General features: G+C 43.7%; 22 protein-coding genes. 5 read left to right on the forward strand and 17 right to left on the reverse strand.

Annotated elements, in window-relative coordinates; genetic code table 11:
• Positions 1 to 203: 203 nt before the first annotated feature.
• A complete protein-coding gene (locus NST62_RS06835) occupies positions 204 to 1337 on the reverse strand; it encodes a glycerate kinase (protein ID WP_181733250.1) in 1134 nt (377 codons plus the stop codon).
• Between the two features lie 4 nt (positions 1338 to 1341).
• Positions 1342 to 2313, reverse strand: a complete 972-nt coding sequence (locus NST62_RS06840; RefSeq protein ID WP_141602551.1) for a D-glycerate dehydrogenase — start codon at positions 2311 to 2313, stop codon at positions 1342 to 1344.
• A 140-nt stretch (positions 2314 to 2453) separates the two neighbouring features.
• On the opposite strand from NST62_RS06840, the gene NST62_RS06845 reads away from it, so the two are divergent.
• Both NST62_RS06845 and NST62_RS06850 read left to right on the forward strand, forming a co-directional pair.
• Entirely contained in the window at positions 2454 to 3257 is an 804-nt protein-coding gene (locus NST62_RS06845) for an EcsC family protein (protein ID WP_141602552.1), read from the forward strand.
• A 31-nt stretch (positions 3258 to 3288) separates the two neighbouring features.
• Positions 3289 to 3444, forward strand: a complete 156-nt coding sequence (locus NST62_RS06850; RefSeq protein WP_181733251.1) for a hypothetical protein — start codon at positions 3289 to 3291, stop codon at positions 3442 to 3444.
• Positions 3445 to 3534: 90 nt separating this feature from the next.
• Here NST62_RS06850 and NST62_RS06855 read toward each other — a convergent pair whose 3' ends face one another.
• The 4 genes from NST62_RS06855 to NST62_RS06870 form a co-directional block, all read right to left on the reverse strand.
• Complete coding sequence (locus tag NST62_RS06855) at positions 3535 to 4668, reverse strand: NADH-dependent flavin oxidoreductase (protein WP_342463251.1); 1134 nt, start codon at positions 4666 to 4668, stop codon at positions 3535 to 3537.
• A 183-nt stretch (positions 4669 to 4851) separates the two neighbouring features.
• The gene (locus tag NST62_RS06860; protein WP_141602555.1) at positions 4852 to 5637 is read right to left on the reverse strand and encodes a class I SAM-dependent methyltransferase; all 786 of its coding nucleotides are present in this window, start codon (positions 5635 to 5637) and stop codon (positions 4852 to 4854) included.
• Complete coding sequence (locus NST62_RS06865; RefSeq protein ID WP_141602556.1) at positions 5625 to 6056, reverse strand: BrxA/BrxB family bacilliredoxin; 432 nt, start codon at positions 6054 to 6056, stop codon at positions 5625 to 5627. The genes NST62_RS06860 and NST62_RS06865 overlap by 13 nt, the downstream gene beginning before the upstream one ends.
• Positions 6057 to 6617: 561 nt before the next feature.
• Positions 6618 to 6926 carry a hypothetical protein gene (locus tag NST62_RS06870; RefSeq protein WP_141602557.1) on the reverse strand — a complete coding sequence of 103 codons (309 nt, stop codon included), beginning with the start codon at positions 6924 to 6926 and terminating at the stop codon, positions 6618 to 6620.
• Between the two features lie 189 nt (positions 6927 to 7115).
• Here NST62_RS06870 and NST62_RS06875 point away from each other — a divergent pair, with 189 nt between their 5' ends.
• The 3 genes from NST62_RS06875 (at position 7116) to NST62_RS06885 (ending at position 10594) form a co-directional block, all read left to right on the forward strand.
• Positions 7116 to 7394 (forward strand): Parvovirus coat protein VP1-like protein, encoded by a 279-nt coding sequence (locus tag NST62_RS06875; protein ID WP_246045858.1) that lies wholly within the window; start codon positions 7116 to 7118, stop codon positions 7392 to 7394.
• Positions 7395 to 7673: 279 nt separating this feature from the next.
• Positions 7674 to 8246: a TetR/AcrR family transcriptional regulator gene (locus tag NST62_RS06880; RefSeq protein ID WP_342463252.1), complete on the forward strand. Its 573-nt coding sequence runs from the start codon at positions 7674 to 7676 to the stop codon at positions 8244 to 8246.
• Positions 8247 to 8350: 104 nt separating this feature from the next.
• Positions 8351 to 10594 (forward strand): YhgE/Pip domain-containing protein, encoded by a 2244-nt coding sequence (locus tag NST62_RS06885; protein ID WP_141602559.1) that lies wholly within the window; start codon positions 8351 to 8353, stop codon positions 10592 to 10594.
• A gap of 95 nt (positions 10595 to 10689) precedes the next feature.
• Here the strand turns inward: NST62_RS06885 and NST62_RS06890 are convergent, their stop codons facing one another.
• The 11 genes from NST62_RS06890 to NST62_RS06940 all read right to left on the reverse strand — a co-directional run bounded on the left by NST62_RS06890 (position 10690) and on the right by NST62_RS06940 (position 20344).
• On the reverse strand, positions 10690 to 10992 hold the full coding sequence (locus NST62_RS06890; RefSeq protein WP_328216118.1) for a hypothetical protein: 303 nt from the start codon (positions 10990 to 10992) through the stop codon (positions 10690 to 10692).
• Between the two features lie 310 nt (positions 10993 to 11302).
• Complete coding sequence (locus NST62_RS06895; RefSeq protein WP_342463253.1) at positions 11303 to 11593, reverse strand: hypothetical protein; 291 nt, start codon at positions 11591 to 11593, stop codon at positions 11303 to 11305.
• A gap of 164 nt (positions 11594 to 11757) precedes the next feature.
• Positions 11758 to 12366 carry a hypothetical protein gene (locus NST62_RS06900; protein ID WP_181733252.1) on the reverse strand — a complete coding sequence of 203 codons (609 nt, stop codon included), beginning with the start codon at positions 12364 to 12366 and terminating at the stop codon, positions 11758 to 11760.
• Between the two features lie 44 nt (positions 12367 to 12410).
• Positions 12411 to 12881: a hypothetical protein gene (locus tag NST62_RS06905; protein ID WP_181733253.1), complete on the reverse strand. Its 471-nt coding sequence runs from the start codon at positions 12879 to 12881 to the stop codon at positions 12411 to 12413.
• Between the two features lie 163 nt (positions 12882 to 13044).
• Positions 13045 to 13362: an ATP-binding cassette domain-containing protein gene (locus NST62_RS06910; RefSeq protein WP_342463254.1), complete on the reverse strand. Its 318-nt coding sequence runs from the start codon at positions 13360 to 13362 to the stop codon at positions 13045 to 13047.
• Positions 13363 to 13807: 445 nt separating this feature from the next.
• Positions 13808 to 15394: an FMN-binding glutamate synthase family protein gene (locus NST62_RS06915; RefSeq protein WP_342463255.1), complete on the reverse strand. Its 1587-nt coding sequence runs from the start codon at positions 15392 to 15394 to the stop codon at positions 13808 to 13810.
• Between the two features lie 357 nt (positions 15395 to 15751).
• Entirely contained in the window at positions 15752 to 16501 is a 750-nt protein-coding gene (locus NST62_RS06920) for a diphthine--ammonia ligase (protein ID WP_342463256.1), read from the reverse strand.
• Positions 16502 to 16507: 6 nt separating this feature from the next.
• On the reverse strand, positions 16508 to 16804 hold the full coding sequence (locus tag NST62_RS06925; RefSeq protein ID WP_342463257.1) for a DNA-binding protein: 297 nt from the start codon (positions 16802 to 16804) through the stop codon (positions 16508 to 16510).
• A gap of 896 nt (positions 16805 to 17700) precedes the next feature.
• Positions 17701 to 17871, reverse strand: a complete 171-nt coding sequence (gene tatA, locus NST62_RS06930; protein WP_096550910.1) for a twin-arginine translocase TatA/TatE family subunit — start codon at positions 17869 to 17871, stop codon at positions 17701 to 17703.
• A 24-nt stretch (positions 17872 to 17895) separates the two neighbouring features.
• Positions 17896 to 19611: a GMC family oxidoreductase gene (locus NST62_RS06935; RefSeq protein WP_342463258.1), complete on the reverse strand. Its 1716-nt coding sequence runs from the start codon at positions 19609 to 19611 to the stop codon at positions 17896 to 17898.
• A gap of 13 nt (positions 19612 to 19624) precedes the next feature.
• Complete coding sequence (locus NST62_RS06940) at positions 19625 to 20344, reverse strand: gluconate 2-dehydrogenase subunit 3 family protein (protein ID WP_342463259.1); 720 nt, start codon at positions 20342 to 20344, stop codon at positions 19625 to 19627.
• Positions 20345 to 20605: the final 261 nt, after the last annotated feature.

Consider the following 20605-nt stretch of genomic DNA (forward strand, 5'->3'; position numbering starts at 1 on the left):
TTTTTTCATAGTAAAATATCTAAGGAATTGACCATTGTGTTCTATGTCAAGGAGGGAAAAATATGGCCTCAGTCACTATTGGAATCGGATTCATTCTTTATTTAGCATACTTGGTATCATTCTGTTTCGCAGAATAAAAAGCTGCTTTTATGCGGCTTTTTATTTTTTCTTTAACGCGCTGCCTCCATCTCCGGCAGCGCTTTTTATTTTCTTCCAGCCATCAGCTCCCCAAGATTCTCCGCCAGTTCCTCAGCGAGTTCTCCCGCATGATTCATCGATTCTTCCAATGAAGTCGGACCTTTGCAAATGGAAAATGCCGCAAGGAGCCCCATTTTCTTAATTTCTTGACGGGAACAATCGATGCTGCCGCAGATGGCGATGACGGGCACCGAACAAGAATTGGCCAAGTCGCAGATCCCTTTGATGACTTTCCCGCTGAAGGTTTGCCGGTCAAGCCTGCCCTCGCCTGTAATGACAAAATCCATCTCCGGAAGCAGCTCTTTTAATTTCGCATTTTCCAATATGATTTCAATCCCCGGCCTGATTTCCGTTTCAAATAAAGCAAGGAACGAAACAGGGATTCCCCCAGCGGCACCGGCTCCAGGGCGATTTTTTAACTCCTTTTGAAACTGCTTTTCCAGCACCGCGCCATAATGGGATAAAATGTTATCGATTCCCTGCAGATCTTTCTTGGCAATCCCCTTTTGCGGCCCAAAAACATACGTCGCCCCATTCCTTCCGCAGAGCGGATTATTGACATCCGTTGCCAAAATAAACTTGCAATCAAAAAGCCGCGAATCCATCCTGCTTATATCCAGAGAAGCGATTTTCCGAATGTCTGCCAATGAATCAATCCGGACCGGATTTCCATCCGCATCGAGAAAAACCACGCCCAGTTCAAGCAGCATGCCGATTCCCGCATCATTGGTGGCGCTGCCTCCGAGGCCGATGATAAACGTTCGCAATCCCTTGTCCAGGCCATGCAAAACGAAATCCCCCACACCATAACTGAAGGATTGATACGGATTTCGTTCATTTTCCGAAACAAGCGTCAGACCCGTGCTTTTCGCCATTTCGATGAATGCCGTTTGCCTCGTCGGGTCAAACGCCATTTCCGCCCTGATTATCCGTCCCAAAGGGTCTTTTACATTGACGGACTCCATTTGCAGCGGTTTGGAAACGCAAATGCTTTCCAGAAAACCTTCCCCTCCGTCGGATATCGGCACTTCCACCACTTCAGCTTCCGCCACTTTTTCAATACCGTGCCTGATTGCCCGGCATAGTTCCCTCGATGAAAGGGAGCCTTTGAAAGAATCCGGAGCTATTAAAATTTTCATATTCTCACCTTTCATTCATTTTCGTAACAGGTGTAATCGGAGCTTTTCCCGACAACACGTTGGCGATATTGTTCGCCGCAAGCTCCGCCATTTTCGTACGCGTTTCATAAGTGGCGCTTCCGATATGCGGAAGCAAAATGACGTTGTCCAATTCGGTCATCCCTTCCACAATCTCGGGTTCATGTTCATAAACATCCAGCGCCGCGCCGGCAATCTTTCCGGCTTTCAAATGCTCGTATAATGCCTGTTCATCGATCAGCGGTCCTCGGGATGTGTTGATCAAATAGGCATCCTTTTTCATTAAATTCAATTCATCCCTGCCAATCAAATGATAGGAATCCTCGTTTAACGGCGCATGAATGGTGATGTAGTCGCACTCCCGGAGCAGGCTTTCCAAATCCATATATCGCGCGTTCAGCGCCTCTTCCTTTTCGTTCGGCAGACGGCGCCGGTTATAATAGTACACTTCCATATGAAACCCTTTTGCCCGCTCGCAAACGGCCGTGCCAATCCGTCCCATTCCGATAATGCCAAGCTTTTTGCCGTACACCATATTGCCGATGAACAAATGCGGCAGCCAGCCTTTAAACTTTCCTTCCCTTACAAACTTGTCCGCTTCAACAATCCTTCTCGCAATCCCGAGGATCAATGCCCAAGTCAGATCTGCCGTGGCATCGTTCAGCACATCCGGGGTGTTGGTCACGATGACGCCGTGCTTTTCCGCGGATTCGATATCGATATTGTTATAGCCGACACCGCAATTGCCGATAATTTTCAGATTCGACGCCCGGCTGATCATATCATCGGTCACAAAATTGTTTACCATTGTCAGAACCGCATCTTTATCTTTCATTTTTTCAAAAAGCGCATCGCCGTTGAGCGTTTCTTCACTCTCCCACACTTCCACTTCTCCGACAGATTTTAATAGATCCAATGCCGATTCGCTGATTTTGCTCGTTACAAAAATCTTGGCCATGATATCACTCCTCCCTATAAATATTCTTTATTCCCATTGATTTTCCTTTTGTCTTAGGCGAAACTTTTTCGCGGCACGGTTCGTATAAATAGGCAACATCTACAAATAATGCAAGTTAAAAACGAATAGGGGAATGACCGTTGGAAACAAAGGAGCAATTGCTGGCATATTTGAAAGAAATCGAAACTTGGGAAAAGCGACAAAAAGGGTTATTTTTTTGGGAAAAACTTGGAAGGCTCCCTTTTAAATTGTTGGACAAAGTGACGCCGAAATGGATCCAAAAGAAAATCGCGGAACTGGTGGATGAACTGGGGAGCTACATCCAGACAGGCGGAAAGTATTTGGTCAATGAATTGGCCACCATCGATAAAATCAATAAATTGTCTTCATATCAAAATATCCACAGTTTAGAAAAAATTCGGAATTTGCCGATTGAAGAGATGAAACGGATCACGGAACAGTTTTCAAAAAGCCGGGCGGCATTTGCCACTGTGCAGGGCGCTACAACCGGCGTCGGAGGATTGTTTACACTTGTGGTGGATGTTCCGGTAATTTTGGGGCTTGCCTTGAAAACATTGCAGGAAATTGCCATCATCCATGGTTACGACCCGAATGACAAAAAGGAACGGATCTTCATTGTCAAATGTCTGCAATTCGCCCTTGCCGATATTGTCGGAAAGGAAGCGATTTTGAAAGAGCTTTCGCGAATGGATGAAAAGCCTTCCGGGGACATGATTCAGCAGCTGAAAGGATGGCAGGAAGTGTTTTATTCCTTCCGCGACCAATTTGGATGGAAGAAATTTTTCCAGGCAATACCGGTTGCCGGAATCATTTTCGGAGCCTTTGCGAACCGAAGCATGATGGAAGACATAGCCGAAGCGGGGAGCATGCTTTATCGGAAGAGAAGGGTGAAGGAGAGATTGAAGGCGTCGGGCACGGCGTAGAAATGGAAAACATGTTTAAAGGAGGACTCATTTGAAACCAATTCATTATAAAGACCCGCGTGTCGCAGGATTTTTCGTTCCCGGTGTGGTATTTTTGATTTTGGGTTTTGCAAAAGAATGGTTGTTTTTCCTTATTGGCGCCCTTTTTCTATTTTGGGGGATCAAAGAAAACAACAGGATTTCTTAAAGTTGAATGAAAAAATAAAACCACCAGATGAATCTGGTGGTTTCATTATTTTAACTTTTATGCGGCATCCTTCGCAGCCAATGGTAAAACCTATTGGCGCTCTTTTACCGGGAACCAGCCGGGTCTGGTCATGATTTGTTCCCATAGGCCATCCGGGATCACCAATTCTTCCTGCTGGTCCGGATAGATGCAAGTGGCGATTTCGTCTTCCCGACCTTCCTGTATTTTTTGCACCCAATCCGGATCCACGATCAACTCTCGGCCAATCGCAATAAGGGCAACCCCGGTATCCAGCGCTTCCTTCGCGTCATCAGCCGTAATAATGGAACCGACACCAATGAGCGGCACACGGCCACCGATTGTTTCAAGCAAATAGGCAATCCGAGTTTTATTCAAGTCTTCGACGCCATCTCTCGGCGTGGAACGGAAATCGTGCAAGGAAACATGAAGATAATCCAGTCCCTGATCTGCCAGTACATCCACAAAGGCAAGGGTGTCGTCCATGGTAATTCCGGGTCTTTCCGGCTCTTCCGGCGAGAACCGGTATCCGACAATGAACGGGGATTTCGCATATTGGGCAACCACGCTTTTGACTTTCTTGATGATTTCAAGCGGGAAGGTCATCCGTTTTTCGAGCGTGCCTCCATACCGGTCGTCCCGTCGGTTGGAGTGAGGCGAGAAAAATTGATGGATCAAATAGCCGTTCGCCCCATGGATTTCCACGCCATCAAACCCCGCTTCAATCGCGCGGCGGGTCGCTTCTCCAAAGGCCTCGACAAGTTCTTCGATTTCAGGGATGGTCAATGCGCGAGGCGTTTTTGCCCCCGGCCGTTCAGCCGGCACCGCGCTGGCGCTGACAATATCTCCATTCGGCACAAGTTCCGGAGGGCATAATCTTCCGCCGTGGTGAATTTGCAGAATGGCTTTTGCTCCCTGCTCCTGGATCGTTTTTGCCACTTTTCGCAAACCCGGAATCATGTCATCACGGTCGGCGGAAAACTGCCCGTGGAACGCCTTGCCGTTCGCGGCGACATAGGCGCAGGCCGTAATGACCGCGCCGACACCCGAAGATCTCCGGGCGTAGTATTTTAATTCAACTTCCGAAACCGAACCGTCCGGATTGGATGACCAGTGCGTCATTGGAGCAATGACGATGCGGTTTTTCAAAGTTACACCGTTCGGAAATGTAAAAGGGGTGAATAAATCTTTATATTTCTCTTTCATATAATTTCCTCCCAAACAGAATTAACCTTACTTTTACGATACGACTTTATTGGATTTTTTTTCAAATAGATAGCTTACAAAAATAATGGAAGCATTTCCGAACATGGCAATTTTGTGAAATAAAGGGGGTCACTGCAAAATAAAAAGAGCGAACTGCCCTGTTCGCCCTTTTCAATCGATGCTTCAACGTTTCTCCAATACTCCAAAATGGAACTTCGACGTTAACCGGACCTTCCGCTCAAAACCGAATTCTTCAAAATGGGTGGAGCGGAAATGGGCTTTTAATACAACCCGTTTTTTCGCAACACGATGGGCTTCCCTTACCCATGCTTCCGTCAACGGGTGATGACTGCCCACTTCCCGCAACGATTCGAAATTGACGGACTCCTCAATGGTCCGCTCAAACATCGGATCGAGATAAACCACGTCAAATGCATCATCCGGCTGCCGTTTTAAAAATTCCACAGCCTCGCAATTGATGACCCGAATCCGTTCCATCGCCCCTTTTAACACCGCATCCGCCGTTTCATACTCTTTCAAGCCGCGGCGGACGATATACGCGATGACCGGGTCCACTTCGAGCCCCGTCACCGATCCGCTGTCCCCCACCACATGGGAAGCGATGATCGAATCCGAGCCGATGCCCAATGTACAATCAAGAAACGAGTCGCCCATCTCCAACCCGCAGGCTTCCAAAAAAGGCTCCGTTTCGCCTCTTTGCAGCCGTTTCAAACGAAAAGCCGCCGTATCGGGATGAAAGAAGAAAGGCGCGGAAGATCCTTTCCCATAATACTCCAGCCGGTTTTTCCCGGCGACCATCACATTCGCTTTATAAAGTTCGGAAAGTTTGGCCACAGACCGTTTCTTTCTCGGCACAAATGGCACATGCAAATCATCGCCCACTTGTTTGGCCAACCGGAATGATTCTTCATCCGGCCTTCCGGCTGTGGTGACAATCACTTCGCACATGCTTGCTTCAACACGCCCACAATATGGTCGCGGATTTGTTCCACCGGATAGCCTTCAATTTGTTCTCTCGGTATAAAATATTCCAACTGGCCATCCCGCAAAATGGCAATGGATGGTGAACTTGGCGGAACCTCTTCAAAATAGGAACGCATCGCGGCGGTCGCTTCCCGGTCTTGTCCGGCAAATACCGTCACCAAATTATCAGGTTTGATTTCTTTGATGGCTTCTCTAACAGCCGGCCGCGCGCTTCCGGCTGCACATCCGCATACGGAGTTGATCACGACAAGCGTGATTCCTTTTGTTGTCGCCATAAATTCATGCACTTCATCTTCAGTTGTCAATTCTGTAAAGCCCGCGTCCACCAATTCCTGGCGCATCGGCTGCACAATCGCTTTCATGTATTCTTCGTAAGCGTTCATCCACACGCACCCTTTCTACTATTTTCGTAAACCTAATTATATCAATGTTTTCACTGTTTTCATAGGAATTAGACTTCCAAGATTTTTATTTTCTTATAGGATTTTTTTGTTCTTTGTGTTATTTTTGAGTTGGCTTCAATACCGCAATATCGTTGTTTTTGAAAAAGATCGGAATGATTGCAATCACATTTCTTGTAAGAAATTGGAGGTTTACGATATTGGATAAAGGTCATAAGAAAACATCATTTGTTATTATCTGGTATATTTTAACCGCATTGGTGCTCCTTGTTTTCATTTTTGAACGGAATTTGTGGACCCTCGTTGTATTGATTTATTCAATTTTTTCAACAATTCTCGCTCATCGCAATTATCACATTTCTAAAAAAACCGGGAATTAACCGCCGATTCATACAAACGGTTCATATCAATCGCAAAAAGATGCATATTGTTCTCATGCTACCAAAAGAAATCAACTATAAAAAATAGTGTTGGTTTGCCGACCAACACTTAAATTTTGCCATTTTCCATATGTTTCAATACCCGATCAGTTGCCAATTTCCGCTATTCTTCCATGTTCTCAAAATCCTCGAGGTAATTATATTTGCCGATGACCTCAAAACTCTTTTCATCCTCTTTGAATTCAACGACAAGCACCTGGCCATGATTTCCTGAATTCAGGTTCGTATCAATAATGGCCAACCGGTTATTGCCCAGTTCCACAATTTTCTCCCCTGTCGACACATCGACCGGCGAAATCAGTTCCATCTGCCCTGTAGAACTGCCATCAAATTCAGGGGACGGTTTCAAGGCAATGATAATTAAACAAATCAAGATCCCAATCAATATGGGCCGTAAAGAATGTTGCGGCATAAAGTTCCTCCTAATAGCATCAATTTGAAAATATATTTACCACATTTTACACTACTTTCCTTCCGTTTTAAATATCCCATCATTCTCCGGAATCCTTCATGAAAATCTATCTTCCGCGCCAAAATGTGCCGCCCGATTATTATCAGAATTCTGTCATATACTATATTGACCAAAATAATGGAGGGAGAAATGGATATGTACCGCACAGGAAAATCTTTGTTCGGTATCTGCTATCCGGGTTACCGTTATTGCGGACCTGGCTGTTCAGGGCCGGGAATGCCGACAAATCCGGTCGATTACTGCTGCATGCAGCACGATATTTGCTACTCCATACATGGACCGTCCCGGTATTGCGACGAAATGTTCCAGCAGTGCCTGGCTCCATACCAGCATCCATACTTTGGCAGAATGGCCAGGGATGCAAGATTCTTCTCCCGCGTCATCCGGTTGCGGAATTTATTTTTCTAACAAACAAGAATTTTTCCAATTAGCATCTATCCACCCTTCAACCGATTATTTCTTTAAATCCTCCCCAAAATCTTCAGAAATAATAATCATCACCGCCTTGACTTTCCACTTCAGAATTCCCATTTTCCATTCTTTTTTGTTAATTATTTTGTCATAATAAATGGAAGGAAACATACAAACAACTTGCAAAAATCCATCATGAGTGGTATAGTAATTGACGTTCAGAACGAATGACTAAAATCCTCATTTGGTCATTTTTCCGAAAGCGAGGTGAAACCCGTGGCGGTAGACCGAAAACAATTGATCCTGGAAGCTGCAAAAAAATCCTTTTCCCTGTTCGGGTACAAAGCCACAACGATGGATCAGGTCGCCAAGCTCGCCAATGTCGGCAAAGGGACGATTTATACGTTTTTCAAAAACAAGGAAGAAATATTGGATGAAATCGTCACTTCGCTTATTAAAGACATGAAGACCGAAGCGGAAAAAGCGGTTGATCCGAATCTGAGCTTTGAAGAAAACATCCATCGGGTATTGCTGAGGCTCTTGGAATTCCGCAAGTCCCACCAGCTCACCATCAAGCTTTTCCAAGAAGAGAAAGAACTTGGTACACGGGCTGTTTCGGACGTCATTCAGCGGGTGGAAAAAGCCGTTATTGATTATATGAAAGGAATCATCCAAGAAGCCGTCGACCGGGGCGAAATCAAAGAGTGCAACCCGGAGATCACCGCATTTGTCATGCTCAAAACCTATATAGCATTAATATTCGACTGGGAAAAGCAACATCCTCCTATAGAGAAAGAAGAAATTTCGAAGTTGTTCCGGTTATATTTCTTCGAAGGTTTAGGTAAATAAAAAAATAGAATTTCGTTTAATAAAGGGGCTCATCGAGCACCCTATAGCTTTGCACAAAAATGACCAAATGAACAAATTAGTCATTACTTCTAGGGGGTAACAATGTGAAACGCTCATCCTTTTTGGCAGAACTCAAATTTCTGCTAAAAAACAAAAAAATTTTAATTTCCATTATTGCTGTCGCTTTTGTTCCTCTGCTTTACGCGGGAATGTTCCTTTGGGCATTCTGGGATCCTTATGCCCACCTGGACAATTTGCCGGTCGCCGTCGTCAATGAAGACAAAGGCGCTGAATTTGAAGGGGAAAAGCTGGAAATCGGGAAAGAACTGGCCGAAAAGCTTAAAGACAGCGAAAAGTTTGATTTCCATATCGTCTCCAAAGAAAAAGGTTATGAGGGGCTAGAAAACCGGGACTACTATTTATTGGTGGAAATTCCGGAAAACTTCTCAAAAAATGCCACAACCATCCTGGATGATGAACCAAAAAAATTGGAAATCAAATACGTGCCGAATGAAAGCACCAACTTCCTTTCAGCGCAGATCGGCGAAACGGCGATGAAGGAAGTCAAATCGGAAATCTCCAAAAAAATCATCGAAACTTATGCGGAAACGATGTTTGATTCCATCACCGAATTGGCGGATGGATTAAATCAGGCCAGCGATGGCGCCAGCCAATTAAAAGATGGCATCGCCAAACTCGATGACGGTTCCAAAACTTTAAGCGATAATTTGGCAACGTTGGCTTCCAAAATGATTGAGTTCAAAAAAGGCGCCAACACTGCCGCGAAAGGTTCGGATTCCCTTGCTTCCGGTTCAAGCCAAATCAAGGATGGTTTAAAACAAGTCAATGACAAACTTCCTGCGCTTGTATCCGGAACTTCCCAAGTCGAAAATGGCATCAAACAAATGAAAGAACAGCTTCCGGCACAAGTGGCCGCGGGCATTTCCGAAAAACTGAAAGGCGGTGTGAACAATATCAGTGCCGGCATTGACCAATTGGAAACCCAAATGTCCAGTGAGTTATCATCCCAACTTACAGCAGGCATTGTCAATGGTTTATCCGGAAAACTTGCGGAACAAACGGTTTCAAACCAGGCACAAACCCTTTCGCAAATCAAATCCGCGCTTGTGGCAAACGGCTTTATGAACGAAGCCCAAGCCGATGCCTTTATGGCGCAAGTGGCGAGCCAGGCGCCATCCAAAGAGCAGATTGAAGCCCAATACAAAGCACAATTGCAAGCTCAATTGGAACCTCAAATTTCTGCCGGAGTAAGCAATGGAATCCATCAAGGATTATCCCAATTTGAAACATCGTTGACAAAGCAATTGCTTGCTTCGGCGAACGGCATCGAAGATGAGTTGAAATCCAAAACCGCTCCCGCCTTTGACCAATTGATTGCAGGGCTGGACCAAATTACTGCCGGCGGACAAACATTGCAAAACGGCATAAGCAAACTTTATAAAGGTTCCGTGGAATTGGCAAACGGCGCCGGCGAATTGAAAAACGGCATGGATCAATTATCCTCCGGGGCCGGCCAGCTTCAGGACGGAGCGGGCAAACTGGCGGAAGGAGCAGGCCAATTAAAAGACGGAGCTGACAAATTATTGGACGGTTCTACAGAACTTGCCGACAAACTCGCGGAAGGAGCGGAAAAGGCAGGTTCCGTGAAAGCGGACGATGATACTTACGACATGATGGGAGAACCGGTTAAAGTGGATAAGGAGGCCGTACATGAAGTGCCGAACTACGGTACCGGATTCGCGCCATACTTCATGTCCCTGGGTTTATTCGTCGGATCCCTCATGCTTTCCATCGTCTTTGAATTCAAACGTCCGGTCATCCGTCCGAAAAATCCGTTAACCTGGTTCGCAAGCAAGTTCGGCATCGTTGCCCTTGTCGGCATTGTGCAGGCATTATTGGTAGATTTCATCTTATTGGCGGTATTAAAACTTGAAGTGGAAAGTCTGCCATTGTTCATACTGACATCCGTGATTGTCAGCTTTGTGTTCATGGCCCTCATCCAAATGCTTGTCACATTGCTCGACGACGTCGGCCGCTTCATTGCAATCATCATCTTGATTTTGCAATTGACAACAAGCGCCGGTACATTCCCGATGGAAGTATTGCCGGATGCATTGCAGCCTGTTAATGCATGGCTGCCAATGACTTACACAGTCCAAGCCTTCAAAGCGGCCATCTCAAGCGGAGACATCTCCTACTTGTGGCAAAACAACTTCATTTTATTAGGCTACATGGCGGCCTTCATGCTCCTCACAATCGGCTATTTGACAACATCTTTCAAACGTTCGAAAGATGTGGAAATGGCCGCGGTGATGAAGGAAGATTAATGGCGGAAGGCCTCCCAAAGGAAAACAGCACAAATCCGAATTGGATTTGTGCTGTTTTATTTTTAGCATCACACAGATCATCCGCTTTATTAATTTTATTTTATTATTTCGTCAACCATGGCTAACCTTTCCGCAATGAAATGTTCAAAATCGCTTTCCGGCCTCCAACCGCCGCCTTCATATAACAACTCTTTCGTTTTCCCGTCATATTCGGCGGAATAATATTCTCCTGTATCTTTGATAAAAATGTCAATTGAATAAACTATTCTATTTTCATCATTTAAGCTTACATAACCGTATTGAATGGATTCCTGATAATTCGGAAGATTTTTTAGATCATACGGATCATGATTGGTGATGATGATTCCTTCCATTCCGGATGTTTTTTCAACATTCACTTATAATCCGGATATTTTTTCTTGAAAGCATTTGGATTAAAGTTCTTTTCCATTGATTCAATCGGAAATTCAACGGATTTTTCGGGCGCTTGCTTGGACCCGGTTGAAGCGCATCCGGCCATAAGACAAATTCCAAGGAACAGAGATAGAATTATTATTATTGAATGATGATTCCTCATTTTTTCACCTTTACAATTCTATCATGCAATTCTTTTAAACTTTTTATATACGTACTGTTCAATCATTACCTTTTTGAAATTTTCTTTCATCTCTCTTGTCCAATTCGGAACACTCACCGTGTTCACAATGTTCATTTTCCAGATGCTACATCTTGGCTCATAGTGATAAGCGGAACACTCACCGTGTTCACAATGTTCCCCTGTTCAATTTCTACGATTTCCCCTTTCGAATCGGAAGCGATTAAATATACGGTTTTGTTGTTTTTTAATGAATCCGCGAGTGACGGCACCAAATCAAACATCATATCCCAAAAATGGAACCAGCCAGATCGTTTCGGTTTTCGGATGAGTTCATAAACGTAATCATCTGATGATTTAATTTTTTCAATAATGTCTAATGCTTCCTTTGTCTTTCTATCCATTCATACTTTCCCCTTTCAGATGAAAATAAATATATGTTAATTTAAATTGGAACCTGAAGGATGATAATCCAATACAAGGCCAACGGGAATTTCGATACGGGCCTTTCCCCTGATTGGCATTTCTTTCATTGTTCAATGATTGATTCATGACCGGTCGCATCCTTTTACTTTTCATTACGCAATAATCGATGATGCACCTGATTTATTGCGGGACTTCTCATGATTGCCACGATATGGATCAAACAATAAATCAGTACGGCCATCAAATAAGAGTAAAGCAATAAATAATGCGTTTCAAAATACGTGGAAATCCCGAATGCAATCACTGTTGTATAGACTAAAAATTTATTTATGATAATGGATGAGATTTTGTTGCGATAAACAATGATAAATTCCACTAAAGAACCAATGATCATAATGATGAATATCGAACAATAAAGCACGACTTCAAAAAAACCATGATACATCAGCAGGCCGAAGCAAAAGATGATCTTAATAAAGGAGCCGCTCAAAACCGTTTTTAACTTTGAAAACCGAATTGTCCGCACATCAGGCTCTAGCATCAGATTTTCATGAAAAAAGGGATCTTCGGAAATTAAATTGTATTGTTTGTTTTTTCTTGCGGCAAACATATTGGCGCTTCCCATGATAAACGCTGTCAAAAACGGGATTAAACTTTCCACCGCGCCGTGAACGATCAAAAAATATAATGTAAAAATCGTAATCAAGTTAATGAAAACGTTTTTATTAAATAAGACATAATCTTTAAACACCAATACATTGACCGGTTTGATCCACGAAAAGAAAAATCGTGCACTTAGCCTTGTCCGATTGCCAACGTTATATTTATTACTAAAAAATCCAAGAAAAACATATAGATCATTGCCGCAATCATTAAAACAAAAGAATGCAAATAACTATTTCCGCTAAAAAAATATGTTAGAGGATAAAAGTTTTCCGCACATCCGACGATCAGCAAAACGAAACCGGCCACCATAACCGTTATGGAAGCGATTACCCCTTGCTCTCCAATTTTGTATGCCCAATAATGACAACTTGGCATCAAACAGAGGCTCATGATGACGATGGTCAAAAAGAAACATGCGGCCGCGAATTTCATGGCAATGATCAAATACAAAAACACGACAACCATGACGATGGAATTGGCAATCAACGCATCCAGCAGTATTCTTTGCAGCACATAGGCAAATTTGAAATGAACATCATTCTTTTCAAAACCTAAGATTTGAAAATCTTTGAAACTGAAAAATTTTTCAGTATCAAACATGCAGGTAATATGAATGAAAACGCAATACGATATTGTAACCAGATTTCCCCATAAAGCCCCTGAATGATAAATAAAAATTAAGAAAAGTGAAATCAGGACTCCCATTAAAATCTGCTTCGCAATATTCCTTTTTTCTCTATTCCATAGAATCAGGCAATAATTATTATAAAACTCTAATTTCACAAGAATTCAACCCTTTATTTTCCATGCGATATATTTTTTCAACGGATTGTCTCAGCATATTCATGTCATGGCTTACAATGACCAATCCCCGTTCCTCATACTGCACGAAATATGTATCTCCGTTAATTGAAATCTCGCCAGCGTCCGGTGTTAATTCCCCGTTCATTAACCTCAGCAAAGTGGTCTTGCCCACTCCGTTATTTCCTGTAATTCCAATTTTTTTCTCTTTTATGTCCAAAGTAAAATTTTTTAAAATATAATCATCATATTTAAAAGTTACATGATGAAACGAGTACACCTACATTCTCCTCCACAAGCGCACCTGAAAGGCCGATGATGAAAACGGCAGAGCCATGATAAAATGAATGCTCTCCCTCATTTCCTTTAACATATCTTATAATAAACAACAGTAAATCCTATTTTTTACATTATTGTAATATACAATTATAATTTAAATGTGTGTCAATGACATGTTTGTTTTTTTATTCCAATTAAAGATTCATCCATTGCCCGTACTCAACAGGATTTGTGAATATGCTGATCAAGGATGCCGAAATGCAGAATTTTCTTATATTTGCCGATTTGGACCAAATGATCTAAAACAGCAGCCGATTATAAAAGGCACCGATTTAGAGTTTATACTCCTAAAACGGTGCCTTCTTTATTTTCTCACATTTTACGGGATACCTGCCAATTTTTTTAGAAAAATATTCAGACAAATGATCGATGATTCAATTCCATCATTACTCCAACAACGTTTGATAATATTCCTCCAACGGATATACCCGGCCTTTTTCATCTTTATACACCACATGCTCCGGTTTGAAATGCACCGGAGATTCAACGCCGCACGCGGCCGCGATGCGGAAAAGCCCTTCCCTTAATGTGATGACATAGTTGGCGGTGCGGTATTTCTTCTCATCAATGACCAGCGCTTTCTGCAAATCCGGATCTGTCGTTGCGACACCCACAGGACATGCATTGGAATGGCATTTTAATGCCTGAATGCAGCCCACTGTAATCATAAAACCGCGGGCGATATTGACGAGATCCGCCCCCATGGCAAGGGCAATCGCGATACGGTCTGCGGAGAACAGTTTGCCGGAAGCGATGATTTTGACCCGATCCCGCACACCATATTTGACCAATGCGTTTTGCAATAATGGCAACGCGGCTTTGATCGGTAAACCGACGCTATCGGCCAATTCCTGGTATGTTGCGCCGGTTCCCCCTTCGCCGCCATCCACCGTAATGAAATCCGGACCTTTTCCCGATTCTTTCATCGCCTTGGCCAATGCTTCCGCTTCATGCGGACTTCCGATGACAATCTTCATTCCAACCGGTTTTCCCGTTTTTTCCCGGATTTGTTCTATAAAATCGAACAACGACGGGAAATCACTAAACTCTTTAAAACGGTTCGGGCTGTCGATGGATGTATGCGGCTCGACCATCCGGATTCTGGCTATTTCCTCCGTCACTTTTTCCGCATCGATGTGGCCGCCGCGGGTTTTAGCCCCCTGAGCCAATTTGATTTCAAAAGCTTTCACCTGCGGAATTTTGCTTTTTTCAACCAATGCGTCCCAATTGAAATTTCCTTCCTTATCACGAACCCCAAACAATCCTGGACCAATTTGCATGATGATATCGACATTGCCCTTCAAATGATATTCCGAAAGGCCACCTTCGCCCGTATTCATCCATGTTCCTTTCGCCAGGCCCAGCCCCTCGGATAACGCGGTAATCGCATTTTTTCCAAGGGCGCCGTAGCTCATGCCGGACATGCCGATCTGGCCTTTGACCACAAAAGGATGTCTTGTATTTTCCCCAATCACGATCGCATCGTCATCATGCAATAAAAACGCTTTGGATTCATGGTCTTCCAGCACTTCTTTCCGTTGGCCAAACAAAGGTTCATTCAAGAGAATGTACCGCTTTGTCTTGACCGTCGTTTCGTTGTCCATTTTCAATTCTTCCGTCAGTTTCGGAAACATGGAGTTCCGGATATAAAAGCCGGGTTTCTCAAAATCCCTCAATGAACCATATCCGATCACATCGCGTTTATATTTTGCGGATTTTACAATGGTTTGATATTCAAAACGCGAAAACGGCTTCCCTTCTGTATCATGGTCGAATAAGTATTGGCGCAATTCGGGGCCGATTGTTTCAAATAAGTACCGCGCCCTGCCGATGACCGGATAATTGCGCAACACCGGATGCTGCTTTTGGCTGCGGTCAATAAAATACAAATATAATCCGATAACGATTAAAACTAAGAAGATGAAGCATATGATTACCGAACCGACAATGATCAACACATCTGCGAGATTCAATAGCGCTACCTCCAATAAAAACCGTTATTCATCCACATATCTTAGATTTCTCAAGTATAGGTAAAATATTCAATTGATTATTTGGGCAAAATGCTTCCTTTCTATTGAAATTCCCTTATTCCGAAGCCCATAAACACCAGAGAATGTCAAAAATCGCCATTTTTCGCCATAAACGAGCAAATCGGTTCTTATTAAATTCAGAAACTTGCATATTTTTTCATGCCCGTTTCCGCCGGTGGGAATGGTTTTATGTTGTGTATAAATGGCAATAATTCGATGCACCGAAATGTAGCGCCCTTTGGATAACCAAAAAGTTCAGGGACATTGCTAACTGCATTAAGCATGCGATATTTATTACTATTTCAATTTCAACGGCAAAAAGACATATTCATCTTTGCGAATGATGTCCAACTTTTCCACTTGAATCGGCGCCGAAAAAATCGGACCATCCAACACCGTTGTATGAAATTCCCCTGCTTCCCCGCATGGATCGATGGACCGTTCCACAAGCTCCTCTATGTAATCACGGGTCAATATTCTTCCCAAGTCATCCATGCGCATACCCATTGATAAATTCACTGTTGTCACCATGGCCACAAAACCAGAATCAACAAATTCCTCGACAATTTCTCGACGCTCTCTGTGCCAAAGGGGCATACATAAATCAAGCCCCACCTTATTCGCGACGTTTTCGTGCCAAGAACCGTGGTCAGGTACGTCCACATCGCCGGTTACGAGCACTTCCGCCCCTTTTTCCTTTGCCTCCTCCAATAGCTGGATGAACTTTTCTTCATAGGTTGTCCAGCTGGCGGCGCGTGTAAAGATGGGACAGCCTATGGCACGGGCTTGCGCTTCCAAAAATTCAGGTGACAATCGGTGGGAGTAGGAGAAGTGATCCGTTTCATCCAGCATCCCGATCAGTCCGACCGGTTCTCCTGCTTGTATGGCTTTATATAAAGCGAGCGTACTGTCCTTTCCACCGCTGAAGGATGCGATAAATTTTTTATTCTTTATTTTAGTAATCCAATCATTCACTTTACATACAGCCTTTCTTTCTATAATAATTTTTTCATCATGCCGGGCTTGGATATCGTTTGGTTGAATCATTCAAAATTATTTTTGTTGTTCCATCCCCAGATTCAATAACCATTCACGCAATTGGGCCTTTGGATAATACACTTTGCCATTGATCAAAATATGCGGAATGTCAGGATGCTCCTGGATCAATGATTTTGCATCTTCTTTGGAAATCCCCATAAAATAATGCACATCCCGTTCATTGATCAGTTCGTAATCGTCATCATCCAATGAATCCAGTACATCGGGTCTTTTGAAATTCTTTAAACCTTCCCCAATAAAATATCCAGCTGCCGCAATTCCCAATGCTAAAATGAAATCATTCCAGTCCAACCCTTTTCCTCCTTTGATAACGATGTTGTTAACCATATTTTACCACAGTCTCCAATGTAAATTGAATGTGTATTTGTATCCAAAGAGGAAATAATATTGGCTTGTATTCGCATAAAGGAGGGGATCATTTTCTTCCGCTCTAAAAAAGGAACTATACGCACCAATTGGGATTTTATCTGCACGAAAAGGGTCTCTATATGCACGAATAAGGAACTATACGCACCAATTGGGATTTTATCTGCACGAAAAGGGTCTCTATATGCACGAATTTGGATTCTATCCGCACCAAAGAGGTTACCATACGCACGAATCGATACTTTATCCGAACCAAATGCTGTACCATCCGCACCAATTAAGACACTATCCGCACCAAAGGGGTTATCAAACGCACGAATCGATACTTTATCCGAACTAAATGCTGTACCATCCGCACCAATTAAGACACTATCCGCACCAAAGGGGTTACCATACGCACGAATTGATACTTTATCCGAACCAAATGCTGTGCCATCCGCACCAATTAAGACACCATCCGCACCAAAGAGGTTACCATACGCACGAATCGATACTTTATCCGAACCAAATGCTGTACCATCCGCACCAATTAAGACACTATCCGCACCAAAGGGGTTACCATACGCACGAATCGATACTTTATCCGAACTAAATGCTGTACCATCCGCACCAATTAAGACACTATCCGCACCAAAGGGGTTACCATACGCACGAATCGATACTTTATCCGAACTAAATGCTGTACCATCCGCACCAATTAAGTTTATATACGCACGAATGAAGGGAACTCTATAATTGAAACTGCCTTCCCCTCATCCAAATCCATTGAAAACGAAAAAGGCCACCCGGAAAACTGGCCGTTTCCAGGTAGCCGCGCCATCTTACTCATCTCTTTGATTCTCTTCCACGATTTTCTTTGTCCCATTTTTAAATTCCCTTAAGGTTTCCCCGACTGCCCTACCCAATTGGGGCAATTTACTTGGGCCAAATAACAAGATGGCTATGAATAAAATAATGATGAGTCCCGGTATTCCAATGGAGGGTAGACTCAAACAATCACCGCCTCATTCAAAACATTAAACCAATAATCCGCCCTTTTGCAGATATAAATCAATTCCTTCAGCCGCGCGATATGCCAATGCCCCCACCGTATCTGTCGGATTGTAGCCGGAGTTGTGGGGGAATGCGCTGGCCCCCGGAATGAAGACGTTTTCAAAATCCCACATTTGCAAATAATTATTCAATACACTCGTCTCCGGGCTGGACCCCATGATGGCGCCACCGGTATTGTGGGTGGATTGATAAGGAACGATATTATAAGGCCCCAACGTTTTTCCTGCTTGAATAATGTCCGCGCCCATCTCTTTCATGATTTTTTCCGTTTGTTCCCCTAAATACGCCACCAGCTGACGATCCTGTTCTTCAAAATCAAAGGTGATCCGCAATAACGGCAGGCCGAAAGCGTCTTTATAAGTCGGATCCAAATCGAGATAATGGTGCCGGTATGGCAAACTTGCTCCTTGGGCACCGACGCTTAATACACTGTTGGCATATTTAATGGATTGTTTTTTAAACTCCGCGCCCCAGGATGGCGTACCAGGAGGCGTCGCATTGTTGGCGATCGGTCTTCTGCCGGTCTGGGTGATGGAAATATTGGCCCCGTGGAGGAAGTTCAAATCCGAATGGTCGAAGTTGTCGCCATTGAAATCATCAAGACAAGCCCCCAATGCTCCTGCGCCGGCATACAAATTGAATTGTTTATTCTCAAAGAAGCCCTGTGCGGATGCGCCGAATGTTTGATAGCAGTAGTTTTTGCCGACCACCCCTGTACCCGTGTTCGGATCATATGGTTTGCCCATTTTTGAAATCAACAGGAGCCTCACATTATTTAACGCATAGCTCGTAATGCCCACCACTTCCGCAGGTTGGATATATTCTTCCCTTGTGATCGTATCAATATATTTGACTCCAACCGCTTTTCCATCTTGATGGAGGATCTCCACCACATTGGCGTGCGTGCGCAATTCAAAGTTGCCTGTGTTCAACGCAACCGGAATCACCGTATTCAGCGGATCGGCTTTTGCGGCATATTCACAGCCGAAACGTTCGCAGAAACCGCAGTATTGGCACGCAGGACGCGAGATGTTGTCCGGATTTGTGTAGCTTTCGGATAAATTGGCGGAAGGCATCATGTATGGGTGCAAGTTTAATTTTTTCGCTGCTTCGAAGAATAATTCGAGGGCTGGGGTTTTCTTCATGGGAGGAGTCGGGAATGGATTGGATCTCGGTGCGCCCAATGGTGTTTCATCTCCGGATACGCCGATGGTCTTTTCAAACATGTCGTAGTATTTTTCAAACTCCTCGTAGGTGATTCCCCAATCCTGCAGCGTCATGTCTTCCGGTATTTTGGACTTTCCATATCTCTCCACAGTTTTTGTATATATCTCAAAATCATATGGCAAGAAGCGGAATGTTTGTCCGTTCCAATGCGTTCCGGCACCACCCACGTTATTCCCCAACAAGAACGAACCGTATTGTCTCATCGGCAATGCCCGCATTTTCATATTGTTCCGGAAAGTAATCGTTTCCTGGGAAAGGTCCTGCATCATTTCAAACCGGTGGGCAAAGCGCAGCTCATCATGCATCATTTGAAAGTCGGCAAGCGTCTGATTTTTCCCCCGCTCCAAACCGACGACTTTATATCCCTTTTTCGACAATTCCGCTGCCAAAATTCCACCTGTCCATCCCATTCCGACAAGCACGACATCCGTTTTTTTCAATTCTTTCGCCAATCACAATCACCTTTCATGAATGATGTTGGGAATGTAAACTTTGCGGTTCAATCACAACAAATTCGTCTTTATCGATAATGTCTGCAAAACTCATTTGATGTCCCGGAAATTTTTTCATTCTCCATCCTTCCATATTGCGGTTTCCGCCATATAAAGGATCGGCGTAGACCCCTTCCAAAGTGGCCGTGCGCAATAGCGAGAAGAAATAGGAGGATGAAACTCCCTTGATTTCCACTTCCCCATTTTCAAAAGCTTTTAAGATTTCATCTTGTTGTTCACCTTCTAAATTGGCAAAAGATTTATTGAATCGTTTCTTCGCTTCGTTTTCCAGCCCTTCAATGCCGATACGGAAAATTTGCTGTTTATTGAGGTGGCCCTGGTATCCTTGCGTAAGTTCTCCGGCATAAAAAGGCCCTTGCGTATATTCTTTGGAACCATTGCCCCAGGCGCCTGCCAATTGATGATCGATGTAGTAAGAAACGAGCAATTCTTTCGCGCCTGGTCCATTTTCATCCTTTGGAAAAATTCTTTCCGCGGCGGCCTCGATGACGGCATGTTCTGTTGGCGTGAAAAACATCAATGCCTTGTTATATTCCGGAAGTTCTTTGAAATGATGCTTTTCTTTAGTCGATGGATGTGCCATGCTGCCAATTCCGGCAACTATTCCGCCTCCCAATGCCATTCCCCCGATGGCAATCCCGGCGCCTTTTAAAAATTCTCTTCTCGTTACCAATCTTAATCCCCCTCAGTTTCTGCTAAATGTGAAGAAACAGGACATGGATGACCTAGAACCAAATAATGATTGAGCGATTACTCAAAAAGATTTAAACGTTTCATTACCTCTTATTTCCTATTTTCCCCCCGCTCACCCACTCCTCAATGATTCTTCTGTTTTGTTCCTATTTTAAGAATATGGAGTATTATATATGACCTGAAAGTTCAAATTTTTTTCAATTTTAAGAGGAATAATGAATAGAAGTCTTGATTGTTTCAT

Origin of the sequence: Ureibacillus sp. FSL K6-8385 (genome assembly GCF_038593155.1) — a bacterium.
GTDB classification, from domain to species: domain Bacteria; phylum Bacillota; class Bacilli; order Bacillales_A; family Planococcaceae; genus Ureibacillus; species Ureibacillus terrenus.

Coding starts and splice junctions, on each gene's coding strand:
- NST62_RS06835 (WP_181733250.1), bottom strand. CDS start 1,337: ATGAAAATTTTAATAGCTCCGGATTCTTTCAAAGGCTCCCTTTCATCG.
- NST62_RS06840 (WP_141602551.1), bottom strand. CDS start 2,313: ATGGCCAAGATTTTTGTAACGAGCAAAATCAGCGAATCGGCATTGGAT.
- NST62_RS06855 (WP_342463251.1), bottom strand. CDS start 4,668: ATGAAAGAGAAATATAAAGATTTATTCACCCCTTTTACATTTCCGAAC.
- NST62_RS06860 (WP_141602555.1), bottom strand. CDS start 5,637: ATGTGCGAAGTGATTGTCACCACAGCCGGAAGGCCGGATGAAGAATCA.
- NST62_RS06865 (WP_141602556.1), bottom strand. CDS start 6,056: ATGAACGCTTACGAAGAATACATGAAAGCGATTGTGCAGCCGATGCGC.
- NST62_RS06870 (WP_141602557.1), bottom strand. CDS start 6,926: ATGCCGCAACATTCTTTACGGCCCATATTGATTGGGATCTTGATTTGT.
- NST62_RS06875 (WP_246045858.1), top strand. CDS start 7,116: ATGGATATGTACCGCACAGGAAAATCTTTGTTCGGTATCTGCTATCCG.
- NST62_RS06895 (WP_342463253.1), bottom strand. CDS start 11,593: ATGGATAGAAAGACAAAGGAAGCATTAGACATTATTGAAAAAATTAAA.
- NST62_RS06905 (WP_181733253.1), bottom strand. CDS start 12,881: ATGTTTGATACTGAAAAATTTTTCAGTTTCAAAGATTTTCAAATCTTA.
- NST62_RS06920 (WP_342463256.1), bottom strand. CDS start 16,501: ATGATTCAACCAAACGATATCCAAGCCCGGCATGATGAAAAAATTATT.